Annotated in this window: 13 protein-coding genes, 1 tRNA gene and 1 pseudogene; 10 read left to right on the top strand and 5 right to left on the bottom strand. The window is 54.9% G+C overall.

The annotated features are described in order from the left end of the window. Positions 1 to 80: 80 nt before the first annotated feature. On the top strand, positions 81 to 1,445 hold the full coding sequence (locus H8K03_18955; protein ID UVT19835.1) for a sigma-54-dependent Fis family transcriptional regulator: 1,365 nt from the start codon (positions 81 to 83) through the stop codon (positions 1,443 to 1,445). Between the two features lie 57 nt (positions 1,446 to 1,502). On the opposite strand, the gene H8K03_18950 is transcribed toward H8K03_18955, so the two are convergent. The 3 genes from H8K03_18950 to vanZ form a co-directional block, all read right to left on the bottom strand. Further along, entirely contained in the window at positions 1,503 to 2,261 is a 759-nt protein-coding gene (locus H8K03_18950) for an NDP-sugar synthase (protein UVT19834.1), read from the bottom strand. 46 nt (positions 2,262 to 2,307) lie between these two features. Beyond that, positions 2,308 to 3,411, bottom strand: a complete 1,104-nt coding sequence (locus H8K03_18945; protein UVT19833.1) for a phosphotransferase — start codon at positions 3,409 to 3,411, stop codon at positions 2,308 to 2,310. An 80-nt stretch (positions 3,412 to 3,491) separates the two neighbouring features. Next, complete coding sequence (gene vanZ, locus H8K03_18940; protein UVT19832.1) at positions 3,492 to 3,893, bottom strand: VanZ family protein; 402 nt, start codon at positions 3,891 to 3,893, stop codon at positions 3,492 to 3,494. 102 nt (positions 3,894 to 3,995) lie between these two features. On the opposite strand from vanZ, the gene H8K03_18935 reads away from it, so the two are divergent. The 6 genes from H8K03_18935 (at position 3,996) to H8K03_18910 (ending at position 9,858) form a co-directional block, all read left to right on the top strand. After that, entirely contained in the window at positions 3,996 to 6,191 is a 2,196-nt protein-coding gene (locus H8K03_18935; GenBank protein UVT19831.1) for a glycoside hydrolase, read from the top strand. Between the two features lie 55 nt (positions 6,192 to 6,246). After that, positions 6,247 to 7,251, top strand: coding sequence for a galactose-1-phosphate uridylyltransferase (galT, locus tag H8K03_18930; protein UVT19830.1), 1,005 nt, complete (start codon positions 6,247 to 6,249; stop codon positions 7,249 to 7,251). A 54-nt stretch (positions 7,252 to 7,305) separates the two neighbouring features. Beyond that, positions 7,306 to 8,634 carry an HD domain-containing protein gene (locus H8K03_18925; protein ID UVT22546.1) on the top strand — a complete coding sequence of 443 codons (1,329 nt, stop codon included), beginning with the start codon at positions 7,306 to 7,308 and terminating at the stop codon, positions 8,632 to 8,634. A gap of 90 nt (positions 8,635 to 8,724) precedes the next feature. After that, positions 8,725 to 8,919: a MoaD/ThiS family protein gene (locus tag H8K03_18920; protein UVT19829.1), complete on the top strand. Its 195-nt coding sequence runs from the start codon at positions 8,725 to 8,727 to the stop codon at positions 8,917 to 8,919. Between the two features lie 362 nt (positions 8,920 to 9,281). After that, positions 9,282 to 9,518, top strand: coding sequence for a hypothetical protein (locus H8K03_18915; protein UVT19828.1), 237 nt, complete (start codon positions 9,282 to 9,284; stop codon positions 9,516 to 9,518). A 264-nt stretch (positions 9,519 to 9,782) separates the two neighbouring features. Further along, positions 9,783 to 9,858, top strand: a tRNA-Arg gene (locus H8K03_18910). A 136-nt stretch (positions 9,859 to 9,994) separates the two neighbouring features. Here the strand turns inward: H8K03_18910 and H8K03_18905 are convergent. Together H8K03_18905 and H8K03_18900 are read right to left on the bottom strand one after the other, a co-directional pair. Continuing rightward, positions 9,995 to 10,555, bottom strand: a pseudogene (locus H8K03_18905) (site-specific integrase). A gap of 448 nt (positions 10,556 to 11,003) precedes the next feature. Next, a complete protein-coding gene (locus H8K03_18900) occupies positions 11,004 to 11,723 on the bottom strand; it encodes a hypothetical protein (GenBank protein UVT19827.1) in 720 nt (239 codons plus the stop codon). Positions 11,724 to 11,843: 120 nt separating this feature from the next. On the opposite strand from H8K03_18900, the gene H8K03_18895 reads away from it, so the two are divergent. From H8K03_18895 to H8K03_18885, 3 genes are all read left to right on the top strand, one after another. Then, positions 11,844 to 12,071 carry a helix-turn-helix domain-containing protein gene (locus H8K03_18895; protein UVT19826.1) on the top strand — a complete coding sequence of 76 codons (228 nt, stop codon included), beginning with the start codon at positions 11,844 to 11,846 and terminating at the stop codon, positions 12,069 to 12,071. A 249-nt stretch (positions 12,072 to 12,320) separates the two neighbouring features. Continuing rightward, positions 12,321 to 12,563 (top strand): hypothetical protein, encoded by a 243-nt coding sequence (locus H8K03_18890; GenBank protein ID UVT19825.1) that lies wholly within the window; start codon positions 12,321 to 12,323, stop codon positions 12,561 to 12,563. Between the two features lie 1,540 nt (positions 12,564 to 14,103). Continuing rightward, on the top strand, positions 14,104 to 14,430 hold the full coding sequence (locus H8K03_18885) for a hypothetical protein (GenBank protein UVT19824.1): 327 nt from the start codon (positions 14,104 to 14,106) through the stop codon (positions 14,428 to 14,430). Positions 14,431 to 15,123 lie beyond the last annotated feature (693 nt).

Here is a 15,123-nt window from a genome sequence, read left to right as displayed (position 1 = left end):
AGATGGAATAGGATGTCGCCTGAACAATGCATTGAGACCCTCGCCTCACAGTTAACCCCTCACGCCTCACGAGCTGGAGTATGAACGCGAAGATTCTTATCGTCGACGATGACCCCGACATCGTCATGATGCTCGAGGATCGGTTACAGGCGTCCGGGTACGAAACCGTCATGGCATCGGAGGGGCAGCAAGCACTGGACCAGATCGTTCACGAGTCTCCCCAGCTCGTCCTGCTGGATCTGTCGCTGCCCAGGCTCTCGGGTCTCGACGTGCTCAGGCGTCTTTCGCAGATGAAACCGGCGGAGAACCTTCCCGTCATCGTCATGACGGCGCATGGGTCCATCGAAGCGGCCGTGGAAGCCATGAAAGAAGGGGCGTACGACTTCCTGACCAAACCCCTCGACAAGGACCATCTCCTGATCGTGATCCGCAAAGCCCTGGAGCGGGACTCGCTGCAACGGCAAGTCGCGTATCTTCGCTCCGAGGTCGACGGCCGTTATGCCGCCATCGTCGGGAACAGCCCCTCCGTACGGTCTGTCGTGGACGCAGCGCAACGAGCCGCGAAGTCCGATGCGAGCGTCTTGCTCCTCGGCCAAAGCGGGACCGGAAAGGAACTGTTTGCGCGATCGATCCATCAATGGAGCCCTCGGAGCGCCATGCCGCTCATCGTCATCAACTGCGTCGCATTGACGGAGACGTTGCTCGAGAACGAACTGTTCGGCCACGAACGCGGCGCGTTCACAGGGGCGGACCGCCAGCAAAAGGGAAAGCTGGAAATGGCCGACGGAGGAACCGTGTTCCTCGACGAGATCGGGGACATGTCGCTGCCCCTGCAAGCCAAGCTTCTTCGGGTCCTTCAAGACCGGGAGTTCCAACGAGTGGGCGGATCCAAGACGGTCTCGGTGAATATCCGCATTATCGCCGCAACCAACAAGGATCTCCGGCAGGCCGTGAGGGCGGGCCAGTTCCGCGAAGATCTGTATTTCCGGCTCAACGTCGTGACCCTGACGTTGCCGCCGCTTCGTGAGCGGCAGGGAGATGTGACAGCCCTCGCGCAGTTCTTCCTGGAGCGCCATGCGAGAGATGCGAAACGACCGGGCATGACGCTCAGTGCGGCGACGCTGGATACGTTGACTCGTTATCCGTGGCCGGGAAACATTCGCGAGTTGGACAATGTCATCGCGCGCGCCGTCGTCTTGAGTCCAAAGGACACGATTGAGCCGGATATGCTGGCTCTGCTGGCGGATGATGCCAATCTCCGGGGGAACAATGATCCCGCATTGCCGTATCTGGACCTGCCCTACCACGAATCGATGGAACAACACAGCCGCTACATCATCACGCGTGCGATGGAACGGGCGGACGGTAATCAGACGAAGGCGGCCGAATCACTGAAGCTCCAGCGAACCTATCTCGCCCGACTGCTCAAACAGCAAAAAGATTAGAGTACCCACCGAGCCATCGGATATCGGCCGAGCGACATGGCCCGACCGAGACCCAGCTCAGCTGCGAGGAAGGCGAGGTTCGAGAGGAGAGCGGTCTTCCAAGCGGATCAGTCCTGCTCGGGCATCCTTCTCGGCCTGCGCGTAGCGTCCGACTGTTCCGACATCCGACCAGTAGCCATGCAGATCATAGCCGAGGACTGTTTCTCCGCGCTCGATGGCAGAAACATAGGGATCGATAATCGAAGAAGCTTCCCCCTTGGGAACCTGCCGGAGGAGCCGGGGATCCAAGATGTGAATCCCGGCGAACATGCGTGGCACTGTTGGGAAGGAACCAACGCGGCCTTTTCCCGTGATGCGCAGGATCTGATCCTTGTCTCCCACCTCCACCAACCCCCAGTGGACAGCGTCCGCATCCTCACGCAGCACCAACGTCGCCGCCGCTTGTCGTCTGAGGTGAAAATCGCGGAGCGCTCCGAGATCCAATTCCACGAGCGTATCCCCGTTGAGGACCAACACCGGTTCCCCTGAAAAATGAGGCTCGGCTTGTTTGATCCCGCCGCCCGTTCCCAGTATGACTGGTTCATGTGAATACACGATCCGAACCCCGTATTTTGAGCCGTTGCCTAGGGCCTGTTCGATCATCGGACCCAAATAATGAAGGTTGACCACGATCTGATCAAATCCATGTCTTTTCAGCAGCAGGACGTTCCAGACGATAAGCGGAGTGCCGCCGACGGGCAACAACGGTTTAGGAATGGTGTTGGTCAGCGGCCTGAGGCGGGTTCCAAGACCAGCCGCAAGGATCATGGCCTTCATAAGACCCTCTGAGGCGTCCTCACCCTCACGCCTTACTCTTCACTGGTCATTGCAGTTCCGGCACATAGGGGGTGAGGTGTCTCCGGAGCGTCTCCAACTCCGGATATTTGTGAAGATTGCGTTTGACGTAGCTCAAGACGCGGGGAATATCGGCCAAGAATTTTGGGTTGCCTTTGACCCGATCGATGTAGACGAACCGACCGGCAGCCTTCAGATTCCGCTGAATGCTCGTGAGATCGAACAGGCGCCGGAATGCGGCGCGATTGGTCCAAACGAAACGCCGCTCGGCCAGTTGATCGAGATAGTAGTTCACCAAATCGTCGACAAGGGTTTCGTCGAGCTGAATGTAAGCATCCCGCAGGAGTGACGCCAGATCATAGGTGGCCGGCCCCATCAAGGCGTCCTGGAAGTCGATCACCCCAAGCCGCAGTCCATCCACCATCAAATTGCGTGAGTGATAGTCGCGATGCGTGAACACGCGCGGCTGGGCGGCCAATTGTTCCGCAATGTTCTCGAACCCGCGGCGAATGGCCGACGCATCCGCGTCGGGCAACGGCGTTCCGTTGCGCGACGCAACCCCATACTCAAGGAAGTGCTCGAACTCCCACATCAGCAACGGCACGTCGAAACCCCGATGAAACGCCAAACACTTGGGATCCGCCGGCGTCGTCGCCTTGATCTGCATCTGCACCAGCACATTGATGGCCTGCTTATAGCGGGACTCCAGGCCGGGCGCATCCGCGCGGCTGACGGCCTCCGCCAGGGTCACATCCCCGAAATCTTCCAGGTAGAGCAGTCCGCCGGATTGATCATAGTAGTGGAGCGCGGGCACGGGGACATTTATTTTAGCCAAATGCGACATGATGTTGACGAACGGCAGCTCTGAGATCGGATGCATCGAGCCGCTCACTGCCTCTTCAGATTGCTTGAATCCTTCCGGTTCAGCCAACTGCATGACGATGACGGAATGCGGCGGTCCGCCTGTAAGGGTCGCTCGATAGTAGCGCCGGTTGGAGGCGTCGCCCGCCAACGGCGTCACGGTCTTCAAGGCGAGACCCGGAGGGAGGTGAGCCTCGACAGCCTTTGCGATATGTCGGTGATCCGGTGGAGACAGCGGAGCCTTGGAAGGAGTCGTGTCGGCCGTCGGCATAGTCGGCAAATTATAGCGAGCGTCCTGTGACTTGTCACGAAGACGTCGGATTCGATCAATGCGAGCCGACGTTATGTTGGCTAGGATTGGGCTTCCGGAAGGGAGTTCACGGGCTTGAGATTGAACACCCAATGCATGGCGATCGCTCCGATCGTCCCTCCGATCGTATCTGCCAGCCAATCGAGCCAACTCGAGTCCCGAAAAGGAACGAACGATTGATGGATTTCGTCGGTGATCCCATACAACGAGGCGAGCAAGATGGCCGCCGGAATCGCCTGATGCCTCCACCAGTCCCTTCGGTTGCTACGAAGAGCCCGATAGCACAACGCACCCAATACTGCGTAGGCCGCGACATGGATCACCTTGTCACTGAACAGTTTGATGAAGGAAGGCAGATGTTCTTCGGGATGAGACTGAGATGACATATAAAAAATGAACGCCGCATACGCACACACCGGTCCCCAGTAACGCAAGAAGATCATCGTCTATTCCTTCAATCGCGGTTCATGGAAAATCAGGCTCATTGATTGCAGGCCTATACTCCCTATGACATACTGCCAAAAAATGAAGGGAAATCGTTCTCGATGAAGCACGTCCACGTCTGCCTCTTCTGGCATATGCACCAGCCGTACTACACCGACCCGTTGGCGGGATCGGCCAGCATGCCGTGGGTGCGCCTCCATGCGACCAAAGCCTATTATGATATGGCTTATCTTCTGGAGCAATTTCCGGACGTCAGATCCACGTTCAATTTTACCCCATCACTCCTCTTACAACTTCAGGAAATCTCGACCGGGACGGTGCTCGATCTGTTTCTTGAACACGCGCAACGACCGGCGGCCGGCCTGACCCTTGAGGAAAAAGCTTTTCTGATCCGGCATTTCTTTTCGGCCAATTGGGCGACGATGGTACGCCCCTACCCACGGTACCATGAATTGCTGGTCAAACGTGGACTGGAGGTCCATGGGGACGATCTGCGCCGCGTCGCCCGTCAATTTTCCACGCAAGAGCTGTTGGACCTGCAGGTGTGGCATAACCTTGCCTGGTTCGGGTACGGCTCTGTTCGACAATATCCCCGACTGGCCGCGCTGCGCCAGAAAAATCGCGGCTTCACAGAGGACGAGAAACAGGAAATGTTGGCGCTCCAACGCGCTGCTGTGCAAGAAATCGTGCCTCGGTATCGAGCGCTCATGGAGCGGGGACAAATCGAACTCACCACGACTCCCTTTTTTCATCCTATTCTGCCGCTGGTCATCGATACGGACATCAACCGGCGCGCCAGACCGGATCTCCCCCTCCCGGCGCGCTTCCGTGCGCCTGAGGATGCGTCGGTCCAACTTCGGGAGGCCGTCGGTTTCCACCAGCAGACCTTCGGCCGCTCCCCGACCGGCTTATGGCCTTCCGAGGGATCGGTCTGTCCAGAAATGCTTCCCCTTGTTCATCAAGCCGGCCTGCGCTGGCTGGCGACCGATGAAGGCATCCTCGCTCGCACCCTAGCGATGAGTGGCCGGCCGTGGCACCGACAGTCAGCCCTCTACCAACCGTACCATATCGGCGAAGCCGAACAATCCTTGACCATCCTCTTCCGCGACCGGGAGATCTCCGACGCGTTCGGATTCGTCTACCATAAGACGACACCCGAGTCCGCTGCCGAGGATGTCACGCGGCGGCTCCGGGGCATCATCCATGATGCGCCGCAGGATCGGATCGTCATCGCCATTATTTTGGACGGCGAAAACCCGTGGGAACATTATCACGACGGCGGTGAGCGATTTCTTTCGCTTCTGTACGAAAGCTTGACCAGCCAGCATTTGGAGAAGCCCGGGGAGATCGCCCTCCAGGCCTCGACTATTTCCGACGCAATCGCGGCCGTTCCGCCCAGCCAGCATTTATCCGGCCTCCATTCCGGCTCTTGGATCAACTCAGACTATAAGATCTGGATCGGGCACCACGAAGACAATCGCGGGTGGGATCTTCTCGGTCACACCCGCACACGGTTGATGGAACTTGCTCCGAATCTTTCCCCTGATCGCGCCCAGGCGGCGTGGCGAGAGCTGTACGCCGCGGAAGGCAGCGACTGGTTTTGGTGGTACGGGGACGATTTCGATACCGATTTCAAACCGGAGTTCGACCGGCTCTTTCGAACTCATCTCCGCAATGTCTGGACGCACATGGGTCTGCCGCCTCCCGCTCAATTGAACCAGCCAATCTGTAACCTCTCGGCGGTCTCCGAATCCGATGTGGTCCAACATCCGGTCGCGCTGCTTAACCCTACGATTGATGGCATGGTGACCGACTTTTTTGAGTGGCGTGGAGCGGGCCGCATCAACACCCAGCCTCCGCTTGGAGCCATGTGGAAAGCCGACGGACTGTTCACCGCAATTCACTTCGGGTGGAACTTAGACCAATTTGTGGTGCGATTCGATCCGGACGAGACCAGCACCAAGAAGCAAGGTCTGGCAGTCGACATCACGTTGCAGGGACCTCAATCGACGTTTCGGGTTACCTTTTCTCTCGCTTCGCCGGGGGAATTTCTTCTGTCTCACCAGACCAGGCCGGAAACCTGGGAGGAAATCGGTTCCTATCGATCGATCGCCTCCCGCTCGATTCTCGAGCTGGCCGTCCCCTGGAAAGAGCTTCATCTGGAGCAAGGGCATACGGTTCAGATGTCGATTGTCGTCCGGGAGCATGGGCTCGAAGTGGCCCGCTATCCTGGTCTACGCCCCGCCGCCCTCACGGTGCCGGGTCCAGAATTTGAAGCGGAACTGTGGAGAGTCTAAGCGGAATCGTGCTCGACACTGACCACTCGGACTCTGTGAATCTTATGGAGCCATCATGCCAGATCTGAGACGTGATCCCATTGTCGGTCGCTGGGTGATCATTTCCACCGAACGGAACGGCCGCCCGCACGACTTTATCAAGCTCCAGCCGGCCCGACCGATTTCCATGGCCCTCTGTCCCTTTTGCCCCGGACAGGAGCGGCTCACGCCGAAGGAAATCATGGCCTATCGGCCGCAACCGGCCGCTCCCAACTCTCCGAACTGGACGGTGCGCGTCGTCCCGAACAAATTCCCCGCGCTGCAGGTCGAAGGGGACATGGGGCGGGAAGGTGTCGGTTTGTATGACCGTATGAACGGGGTCGGCGCCCATGAAGTCATCATTGAAACGCCCAACCACGTCGAAGGCCTCGCCGATCTTCCGGCCAAGAAAATCGAGGACATGCTGTGGGCTTATCGCGACCGGATCCTCGACCTCAGAAAGGACCTGCGCTTCCGCTACATTCTTATTTTCAAGAACCACGGCGCCTCCGCCGGCGCCACCCTGGAACATAGCCATTCCCAGCTGATCGCCTTGCCGATCGTCCCGACCAACGTACAGGAAGAGCTCGATGGATGTCGCACCCACTACCAGCAGAAGGAGCGCTGCATCTACTGCGACATCCTCCGGCAAGACCTCTCCGATGGAGATCGTATTGTTGCCGAGAATCCTGAGTTCATCTGCATGACCCCGTTCGCGCCACGCTTCCCGTTCGAAATGTGGATTCTTCCCAAACGCCATGCCGCCTATTTTGAGGAGAGCCAAAAGTCGCAGTTCGAATTTCTGGCCCCCATCCTGTCGGAATCGCTCCGGCGCATGGACAAGGTCCTGGCACGCCCCTCCTATAACTTCATCCTTCATAGCTCCCCACTCCATGAAAAGACCGGCGAGTACTACCACTGGCATCTGGAGATCATCCCCAAGCTGACGCAGGTTGCCGGCTTCGAATGGGGCACGGGCTTTTACATCAATCCGGTGTCGCCGGAAGAAGCCGCAAAGTTTCTCCGCGAAGCAGGGATTTAGGTGCCGACGCGTTTTCGTCTTGAAGACCCCGCGCTGGCGGGGACTCTTCGCCGTATCGAACAAGCGGTCCGTCGCGGGGGCGGGAGAACCTGGTTGGTTGGCGGTTGTGTACGCGATCTCGTCCTCGGCCGACGTCCCCGCGATCTGGACATCGAAATTACCGGCCTCCCCCCCGGTCAAGTCCACGCGGTACTCGCGGAACACTTCTGCGTCCAGTTCGTCGGAAAAGCCTTCGAGGTGTTCAAGCTGCAGGGTCTGCCGATAGACATTTCCATTCCCTCCCGTCCACTCGTCGACGGCACAACCGGCCCTGGCCTCGCACGACAGGCCGATCCCGGCATGCCGATCGACGAAGCGCTTGCGCGACGCGACTTCACCATCAATGCCATGGCCTGGGACCCGGATACTACGGAGCTTCGCGATCCGTTCAACGGTCGCAGTGACCTTGGCGCGCACATCCTGCGCCACGTGGGACCCCGGTTTGTCGAGGATCCACTGCGAGTCCTACGCGGGATGCAGCTATCCGCACGCTTTGAATTGACCGTTGCACCGGAGACTGTGGCCCTGTGCCAAACTCTGTCTCAAGACGGACAACCGAGCGAACGGCTCTGGGAGGAATGGAAGAAACTCTTGCTCCAAGGCGTCAAGCCGTCGAGAGGCCTGCATATCTTGCGGCAGTGCGGGTGGCTCCGCTTCTATCCGGAGCTCGCGGCGCTTCAGGACTGTCCACAAGATCCCGCATGGCACCCGGAAGGCGACGTCTGGATTCACACCCTGCACTGTTTGGATTGGTTCGCTGCGGAGCGAACCGGCGATGAAGAGGACGACCTGATCGTCGGATTAGGCATACTCTGTCATGACTTCGGCAAACCGCACACGACCATTGAGGAGTATGGGCGCGTAACCTCACGCGGACATGAATCGGAAGGAGAAGTTCCGACGCGACGCTTTCTGGAGCGGCTGACGAACCGGCAGGACGTGATCGACGAGGTGCTCCCTCTGGTAAGTTACCATCTCCGCCCCAGCGCGCTTTTTGATGCGAAGGCATCGGACAGCGCGGTTCGCCGACTCGCCAGACAGGTCAAACGTATCGATCGTTTGGTGCGGGTCGCACGGGCCGACCACGCAGGCCGTCCGCCAAAACCGTTTGACGGGTTTCCCGCGGGCGAGTGGTTGATGACCAGAGCAAAACAGTTGGAGGTCGACTGTCGGACTCCTACTCCTCTTGTGATGGGCCGACACCTGTTGGAATTGGGAGTCCAACCGGGTCCCGACATGGGCCGGCTGCTCGATGACTGCTACGAAGCCCAACTGGACGGGACATTCGCCACGTTGGAAGAAGGCCTCAACTACGCAAAGATCAAACTTTCACCTTCGCGCTAGCACGCATTGTTCTTCCTGAGATTGTGAGCTTTCTCTCTCGTTTCTCCAGACCTCTTGCCCCCCGATCTCTATACCGATTATGATCTGCCTATGCACGTACACCTGAATCACCCGTCCCGGTCGATCGAAATCAAGGGTCCCAAACGAGTCAAGGAGCTCCTGCGCGACTTGAATCTCGTCGTCGAAGCGCACTTAGTCATTCGTGGCGATGAACTGGTGACCGAGGACGAGATGCTTTCCGACAAGGATCAGATCGAAATCCGACCGGTGATTTCGGGCGGATGAGACCGGGCGCTGCTTACCCCTCACAGCCTGGTCGCATTACAACGACATTCCATCTCTCCATTTTCCATTTCATCCTCAAGCCGTACTTTGGACAAATCTGAACAGGTTCACGGCCTAGGCATCACCTAGCTCAACACTCTCAATGAGGCGGTTTAGTCAAGCGACTGCCATTCTGCTACAGCATTCTGTAGGGAAATCCATTCGCGCTTTTATGAGAAGAATTTTGTAACCCACTGATTCCTCAGGAGACTATGTTTCATGTTGTGAATAGATCGGAACGGCACTACCCTTGCTGAAGTGTTTATCCAAGTGCCGACGAATGGCACACATTTTTACAACTATCTTACAGGGGGTATCTCATAATGAAGAGCATGTTGATGGCAGTCATGGCAGTGGCAGTGGCGGTCACCTTCAGCGCGCCTGCGTTCGCCGGCGAGAAGAAGGAAGAGAAGAAGAGCGGCCACGTGGTGGTCTACGGTGAAGAGAAGGACAAGAAGGGCGGCAAGCTTGACGAGACCTTCGGCGACAAGAAGGAAGAGAAGAAGGGCGGCCATGCCGACACCTACGGTGAGGAAAAGGACAAGAAGGGCGGCAAGTAAGCACCTGCTTCTTGGTTCCTAGTATGCTTGGGGGCTTCCTACTCAGTAGGGAGCCCCCAAGTTGTTTCAGTACCTGCCATCTGCCGATGATCCGGATTTGGACCGATCCTCACTTGACCCCTTCTCTCCCGGAACTGTATAACCACTCCCTCTGGTACGTGCTGAGACAGAAGCGCTGAGTGCTGAGACGAGAATCCATCCGTCACCATCGTCCTCAAGCTGGCCCTGTACCTCAGGACTCATACCGCAGCAGTGGGTAGGCATGCGCCCGTAGCTCAATGGATAGAGCACCAGACTACGGATCTGGGGGTTACAGGTTCAAGTCCTGTCGGGCGCACCACTAAATCAATAGGTTCCACCCCTTCTCCCTTTACACTCTCTTGCTTGGTTATGGTTCTGGTTAAGGTTCCGGTTTCATTTTTCCCATCTACCTGAAAGAGGCTCCCTCGATTCACACCATCTTTTAGATGCCCGGGAGCTAGGTGGGCATATCGCAAGGTAGTTTCGATATCCCTGTGGCCCATGATCTCTTTCACGGTCACAAGGTCCACCCCTGCCATAATACGGCGGCTTGCAGCCGTATGACGAAGGGTGTACCAGCATACGCCTCGTATCCCCGCTTTCCGAAGCGCCGGTTCATACGCGCGTCGTTCAAACGCCCTTGGGTCCATGGAATGGTTTTTCCCTCGAAGCCCAGGGAAGACGAAGGGGGACGACAGGAAGCTTTCGAGTGAGCAAAGAATCTCTTTCGCCCCTCCGCTTAACGGAACATGCCTAGTCCGCCCGCCTTTCGGCATTGGAATGGTGAGTACCCCATTTTCAAGATCTACGCAGTCCCATCGGAGCGTAAATTGTTCACCCTGCCGAAGTCCGGTTTCAATCGCTAACGCCACAACATTCCAATCCTGCGGAACCATGACACCCCGGAGCCTGATCAATTCCTCTTCATTTAAAAATCTTGTACGGTTAACTTCGGGGAAAAACCGAATTCCGCTGACAGGATTCCTTGAAATCCAGCCCTCCTTCACCGCAATCATGAGGACATGACGGAGAAAAGAAAAGTGACGGTTGATCGTTGCATCACTCCACCCTCTGCTTTTAGGCTTCTTCCCACGTTTGCTCAGGGTCTCCAGTCGCAACCGGCGAGCGCGCATGCTCATCTGAATGCGGCGGAGTTCTTCAGTTGTGATTTCTTGAAGGAGTCTTCTACCTAGCAAGAGCGACCAGCGTCGGCCATATCGTTCTTCATTCCCTATTCCCCGATTCGAACACCCTTCGAGATAGCGTCGAATCCAGGCACGGACTGTAATGTCCTTCTTATTCTCGAACTGTTCAGGAAAGAATCTCTTCTCTCGGATTTCTGCACGAAGTCGGCCATGGAGAACCTTGGCCTGGCTCTTAGTGTCGCACTTGAAAGTCTTCGCCCTGCCATTAATGAAGACCTGTACCCACCAGCCGGCTCGATCTTTTCGCTGAAAAATCCCCTTATCTCGACCGCCTTTTCTTGCCATCTCGTGGATCCTTTCGTTGATGCCTCCCCTCTTCGCGCCGCCGTCTCACCGATTCGATATGTCCACAATACCATTCGCAGTATTTCTTTTCGTGATTCGACGTGACGCTGAAGGGAATTCCACAATCAGGACGAGCGCAGATTCTAAAGTTGGCACAGCGCATCAAATCAATGAGCAATGTCGCCTTGAGCAGTTGAATTCCGGATATGGTTTCTATGACTCCGATTGGCTGATTCGCTTGCCACTCAACTCGGAAAGTGAGCTCAAAGAATGGATTTCCAAACGAGAGTTCGAAGAATGGATCGCTGGCGTCTAACCGGTTCTCTGTTGTTGGAGGTGTAAAAAGGCTCTTCAATCTTTTAGGTGTTGCTAGTCTTCTACGCCATCTTTCCTGCAAATCCCAAAGTCCTAAGGGGCCATCAAGAAACACAGACGTAGGCATCAGACGCCGCCTATCGGAGAGCGCATATGTATCCCAAATGCCTATGTCATGGAGAAAATCCAAAGCCGCAGACTCCGTGTGACGCAATCTCAAAAACCGATTCCTGATTTCCCAACCATCCAGGTTACCAGCGACGGCATCCAGTAATGTAGGCCTCACCACTTGAGGAGCCCCTTTTTTATCGAAATCCATTTCCCATTTTGTCGGGATACGAAGAAAGCGCACTTCTGGGCTTAATGGAATGCGTGTCATAATATGTTCGATTCTTTATCTAACACGATGTGTCACATTAATCTATATATATTATGACACATATTGAGCTACATGGAGTCTGACAGTCAAGACCATCATCATTAAGAACAAGGAGGAGATATGGGGACGATCATCGAACGCCACATCCGAGTGCCGGAGTTTGCTAGTCGTACCGGGCTTGCCCAAGCAACCGTGAGAAAGAAGATTGCCAGACGGGAGATCGCCTACCATAAGGCTGGCAGGTGCGTGGTGATTCCGGAATCAGAGATCGAGCGCGTGTTGGGCGAACGGCGCGAACCTATCTCTATTGCATTGCCCGATGACAGGTTGCCCGATGATGCCGCGTAATCAAATTACAATGGCATCAAGACTAAAGACGGTGTCCCTCAATCGCGCTGAAGCGAATGAACCGGTCGTGGATGACGAAGATACTGATATCGAGCCAGAGTGTCAGATCGATGTGCCCCCGCATATTCCAGACGGATATTATGAAGTCGGATTCGTTCGCGCTCAGAAAAAGAAGCTTTGGGGAAGAAGTAGAGTTTTCCGTACTTTCACGTCGTCCAAACTGGAGACTATTTCGGTCAACTCCTATTCATGGCAGCCACTATTCCTTCAAATGGACGCTTCTCGCTTTCGAGCAAATATCTTCAGCAGTGGTCGATCGCAGCCGGGAAGCGGCCAAGCCGGCGCGATCGCCTTACGACCAAGATCTTTCGAGGAAAGGTGTTTCTCGCACGCGTAAGGACAGTCACAACAGGTCATGACGGCAGGGAGCGAGATGTGGCATGGCATTACTCCGTCATCGATTCGTTGATCGAAGTGCGAGCCGGACAATGACTGAACCGCAAAGAAAGAAAAGTCGCCAAATGAAAGAAAACCAATACTCCTATCTTTATCATCACCGGTACCAGATACCCAAACCCGTATCAGTACCAATATCACTACCACCCAGTCATAAAGGAATCGCGGCGCTGAAGGCGCGTTTTCGTACTTTCTAAGGCAAAACTTTGAACGGGGTAGGACCCGCTCAAAGTCCTGTAGAAAGGGCTGCAGGAAACACACGCTGGTCAAATTCACACCCTCCCGGCATGCTGCTTGCGGTATGCCGGGGACCAGTCATGACGGTTCAGACAAGCAGGCAGTTTATTATGCAGACACCGGAAAAGGTCAAGTCATTTCCTGACTATGCAAACTTACGGAAGAATCATGAGGGACTAGGCAGGTCAAAAGTCTACAGGTTCCGGATGTAGACCGACCGTCTTCCCTTTCCACATACTCCCGCGAAATTGGAAAAGAAAAAGTTACGATTATTCTGAAGTATATGTGAGAAGCCAGGTCTCACCACTTACCATTGAGATAATCTGCGGTAACAATGAGCTGAGCTTATGAAAGATCTTGGGTCCTTAATGACATCAAACAATGCGGGTGTGCGTCGCCGCACTTGCGATCTAGTGACAGATCGAAAAACGAAGTTGACAACTGTCCATAGTTGACGACTTAACTCTTCGTCTCTGTCTGCGGAGATAGTGTCCCCAACGGATTTCATACATGGGGAAGCGATGCCTTCGCATGTACGATAGAGATTCGAGCCCTGGCTGCCTCAACACGGACCTTCCTCAGTTCTCTGCAACGAAGGATTAGGACGGATTGTCACGGTCAATCGTTTCCAAACGTTCCAGTAATTCATGGAGGAACGACAACGTTTCCGAAACCTGTTCCCGTGCGAATTCGGAAGCTGGCAGAAAGGCAGACCGAATATGTTCCAGAAACGCGATGCATTCGAGACCAATAATGCGCTGCAACGTGCCTAAATAGAAGACCACGTCGTATTCAGACGGAAGTGTAGTCTGATGAGCAAGTCGCTTGTTGAGTTCAACGAGTAACTCATTGGACAGTAAGATCTACGCAGTCCCAGCGGAGAGAAAACTGTCACCCTGCCGAAGTCCGGTTTCGATCGCGAACGCTACCAGATCCCAATCTTGCAGAGCCATGACACTCTGGAGTGGATTCAATTCCTCTTCGTTTAGGAATCTTGTCCGGTAAATGCTGGCTCAGCAGGGAGTGCATGTTTCAAAAGTCTTACGCCTTAGTGAGCAGTTCAACAATTCCAGCAAGATTAGGCGTTTCTAGTTCGACTATCAGGTGCTCCTTTTGACCCAAGTGGGTGCATCTATGCACCGCAAGTGCACGACTTATTTTGAAATGCGAGACCATGCTGCACTTCGATTGACTTCGTAATATTCCTTTTGTCTTCTTCGGAATTTACGAGTTCCTCTTGGTATTCCTGCGCGATAGTCTCTTAAGTGAACAATTGGCAAAGGTCCAGTTCTCGATGGGATTCTCCTATGCGCAATGACCTAATACTTAGGGAGGTTTTATGAAAACACGACTATGCTCGATGCTGACGGTTGGACTGTTGTGCTTCGGAATCGGCGTGACATTCGCAGCTGATCCCGATTCATCCGATCCTATGGCGGGGAAAGAAGTTAGGCCTACCACCAAGGAGCATGTGAAGAAGGATACGATCACCGGCATCTTAATGAGAAAAGCGGGTGAGTATTTCTTCATCGATGGCATCGATGGTGGAATAGAAAGGATCCATGTCGACAATACTACCAAATTGGATAATGTGGAAGCCGGCGACGTGGTCAAAGCCTATGTGACAGAACAGGACCATACGATCACCTTGCAGAGGGTGAACTGAGCCCATCCTTGATCTGATTGACAGGAGCTGAGGACGACTGCATCACATGACATGACCATCCTGAGCGTGAAAGGAGTCCGCAATCATGACTATGACGGCTAAGTACTGTTCGAGATGTCGCGAAAGGTTGTCGTTCATAGCACTTAAGAGTGAAATGGAGATATTATTTTACTGGGCCAGCCTCCGCAGGCGTGGGGCGATCACACAAGCAGGTGCGTGCGACAATTGTGGACGAAAGGATATGATCACGTATTATCATCTACCAAGCGGGCCTTGATCCCTGATAGGGGGCCTAATCAGATTTTCCGGTCATGGCTCCACTTCAATGGCAGTAGGAGTTTCGCTTCTTTGAGCATTACTGCCATGTGGCTAAAATCCGTGTCGCTGTTCCTAGAACGCGGTTTTTCAGCAATTATTCATTCCACTTGTTGGTCCAACCCGACTGACACATCTTCCTTCTACCTTTCCTTTAGCGCTACCTCGTTATTTAACTCACGCTAATCCACGGTATATTTCTAGCTTACGATTCTACTCTCCCGCGATCGCCATCAAGGTCCCCTTGATCGTATCTTTCCGGTGGCGCTTTCCGATCCGCGAGAAGACTCATTTAACCGAAGAGCCAGGAATCTTGCCATCTATGATGAGTTGGCCATAAGCAATGCATTGGGCCGTAGCTTCTTCGAATGTCGTATA

It is taken from the genome of Nitrospira sp., assembly GCA_024760545.1.
Classification (GTDB): Bacteria; Nitrospirota; Nitrospiria; order Nitrospirales; family Nitrospiraceae; genus Nitrospira_D.
This window is presented reverse-complemented; position numbering and strand designations above follow the sequence as displayed.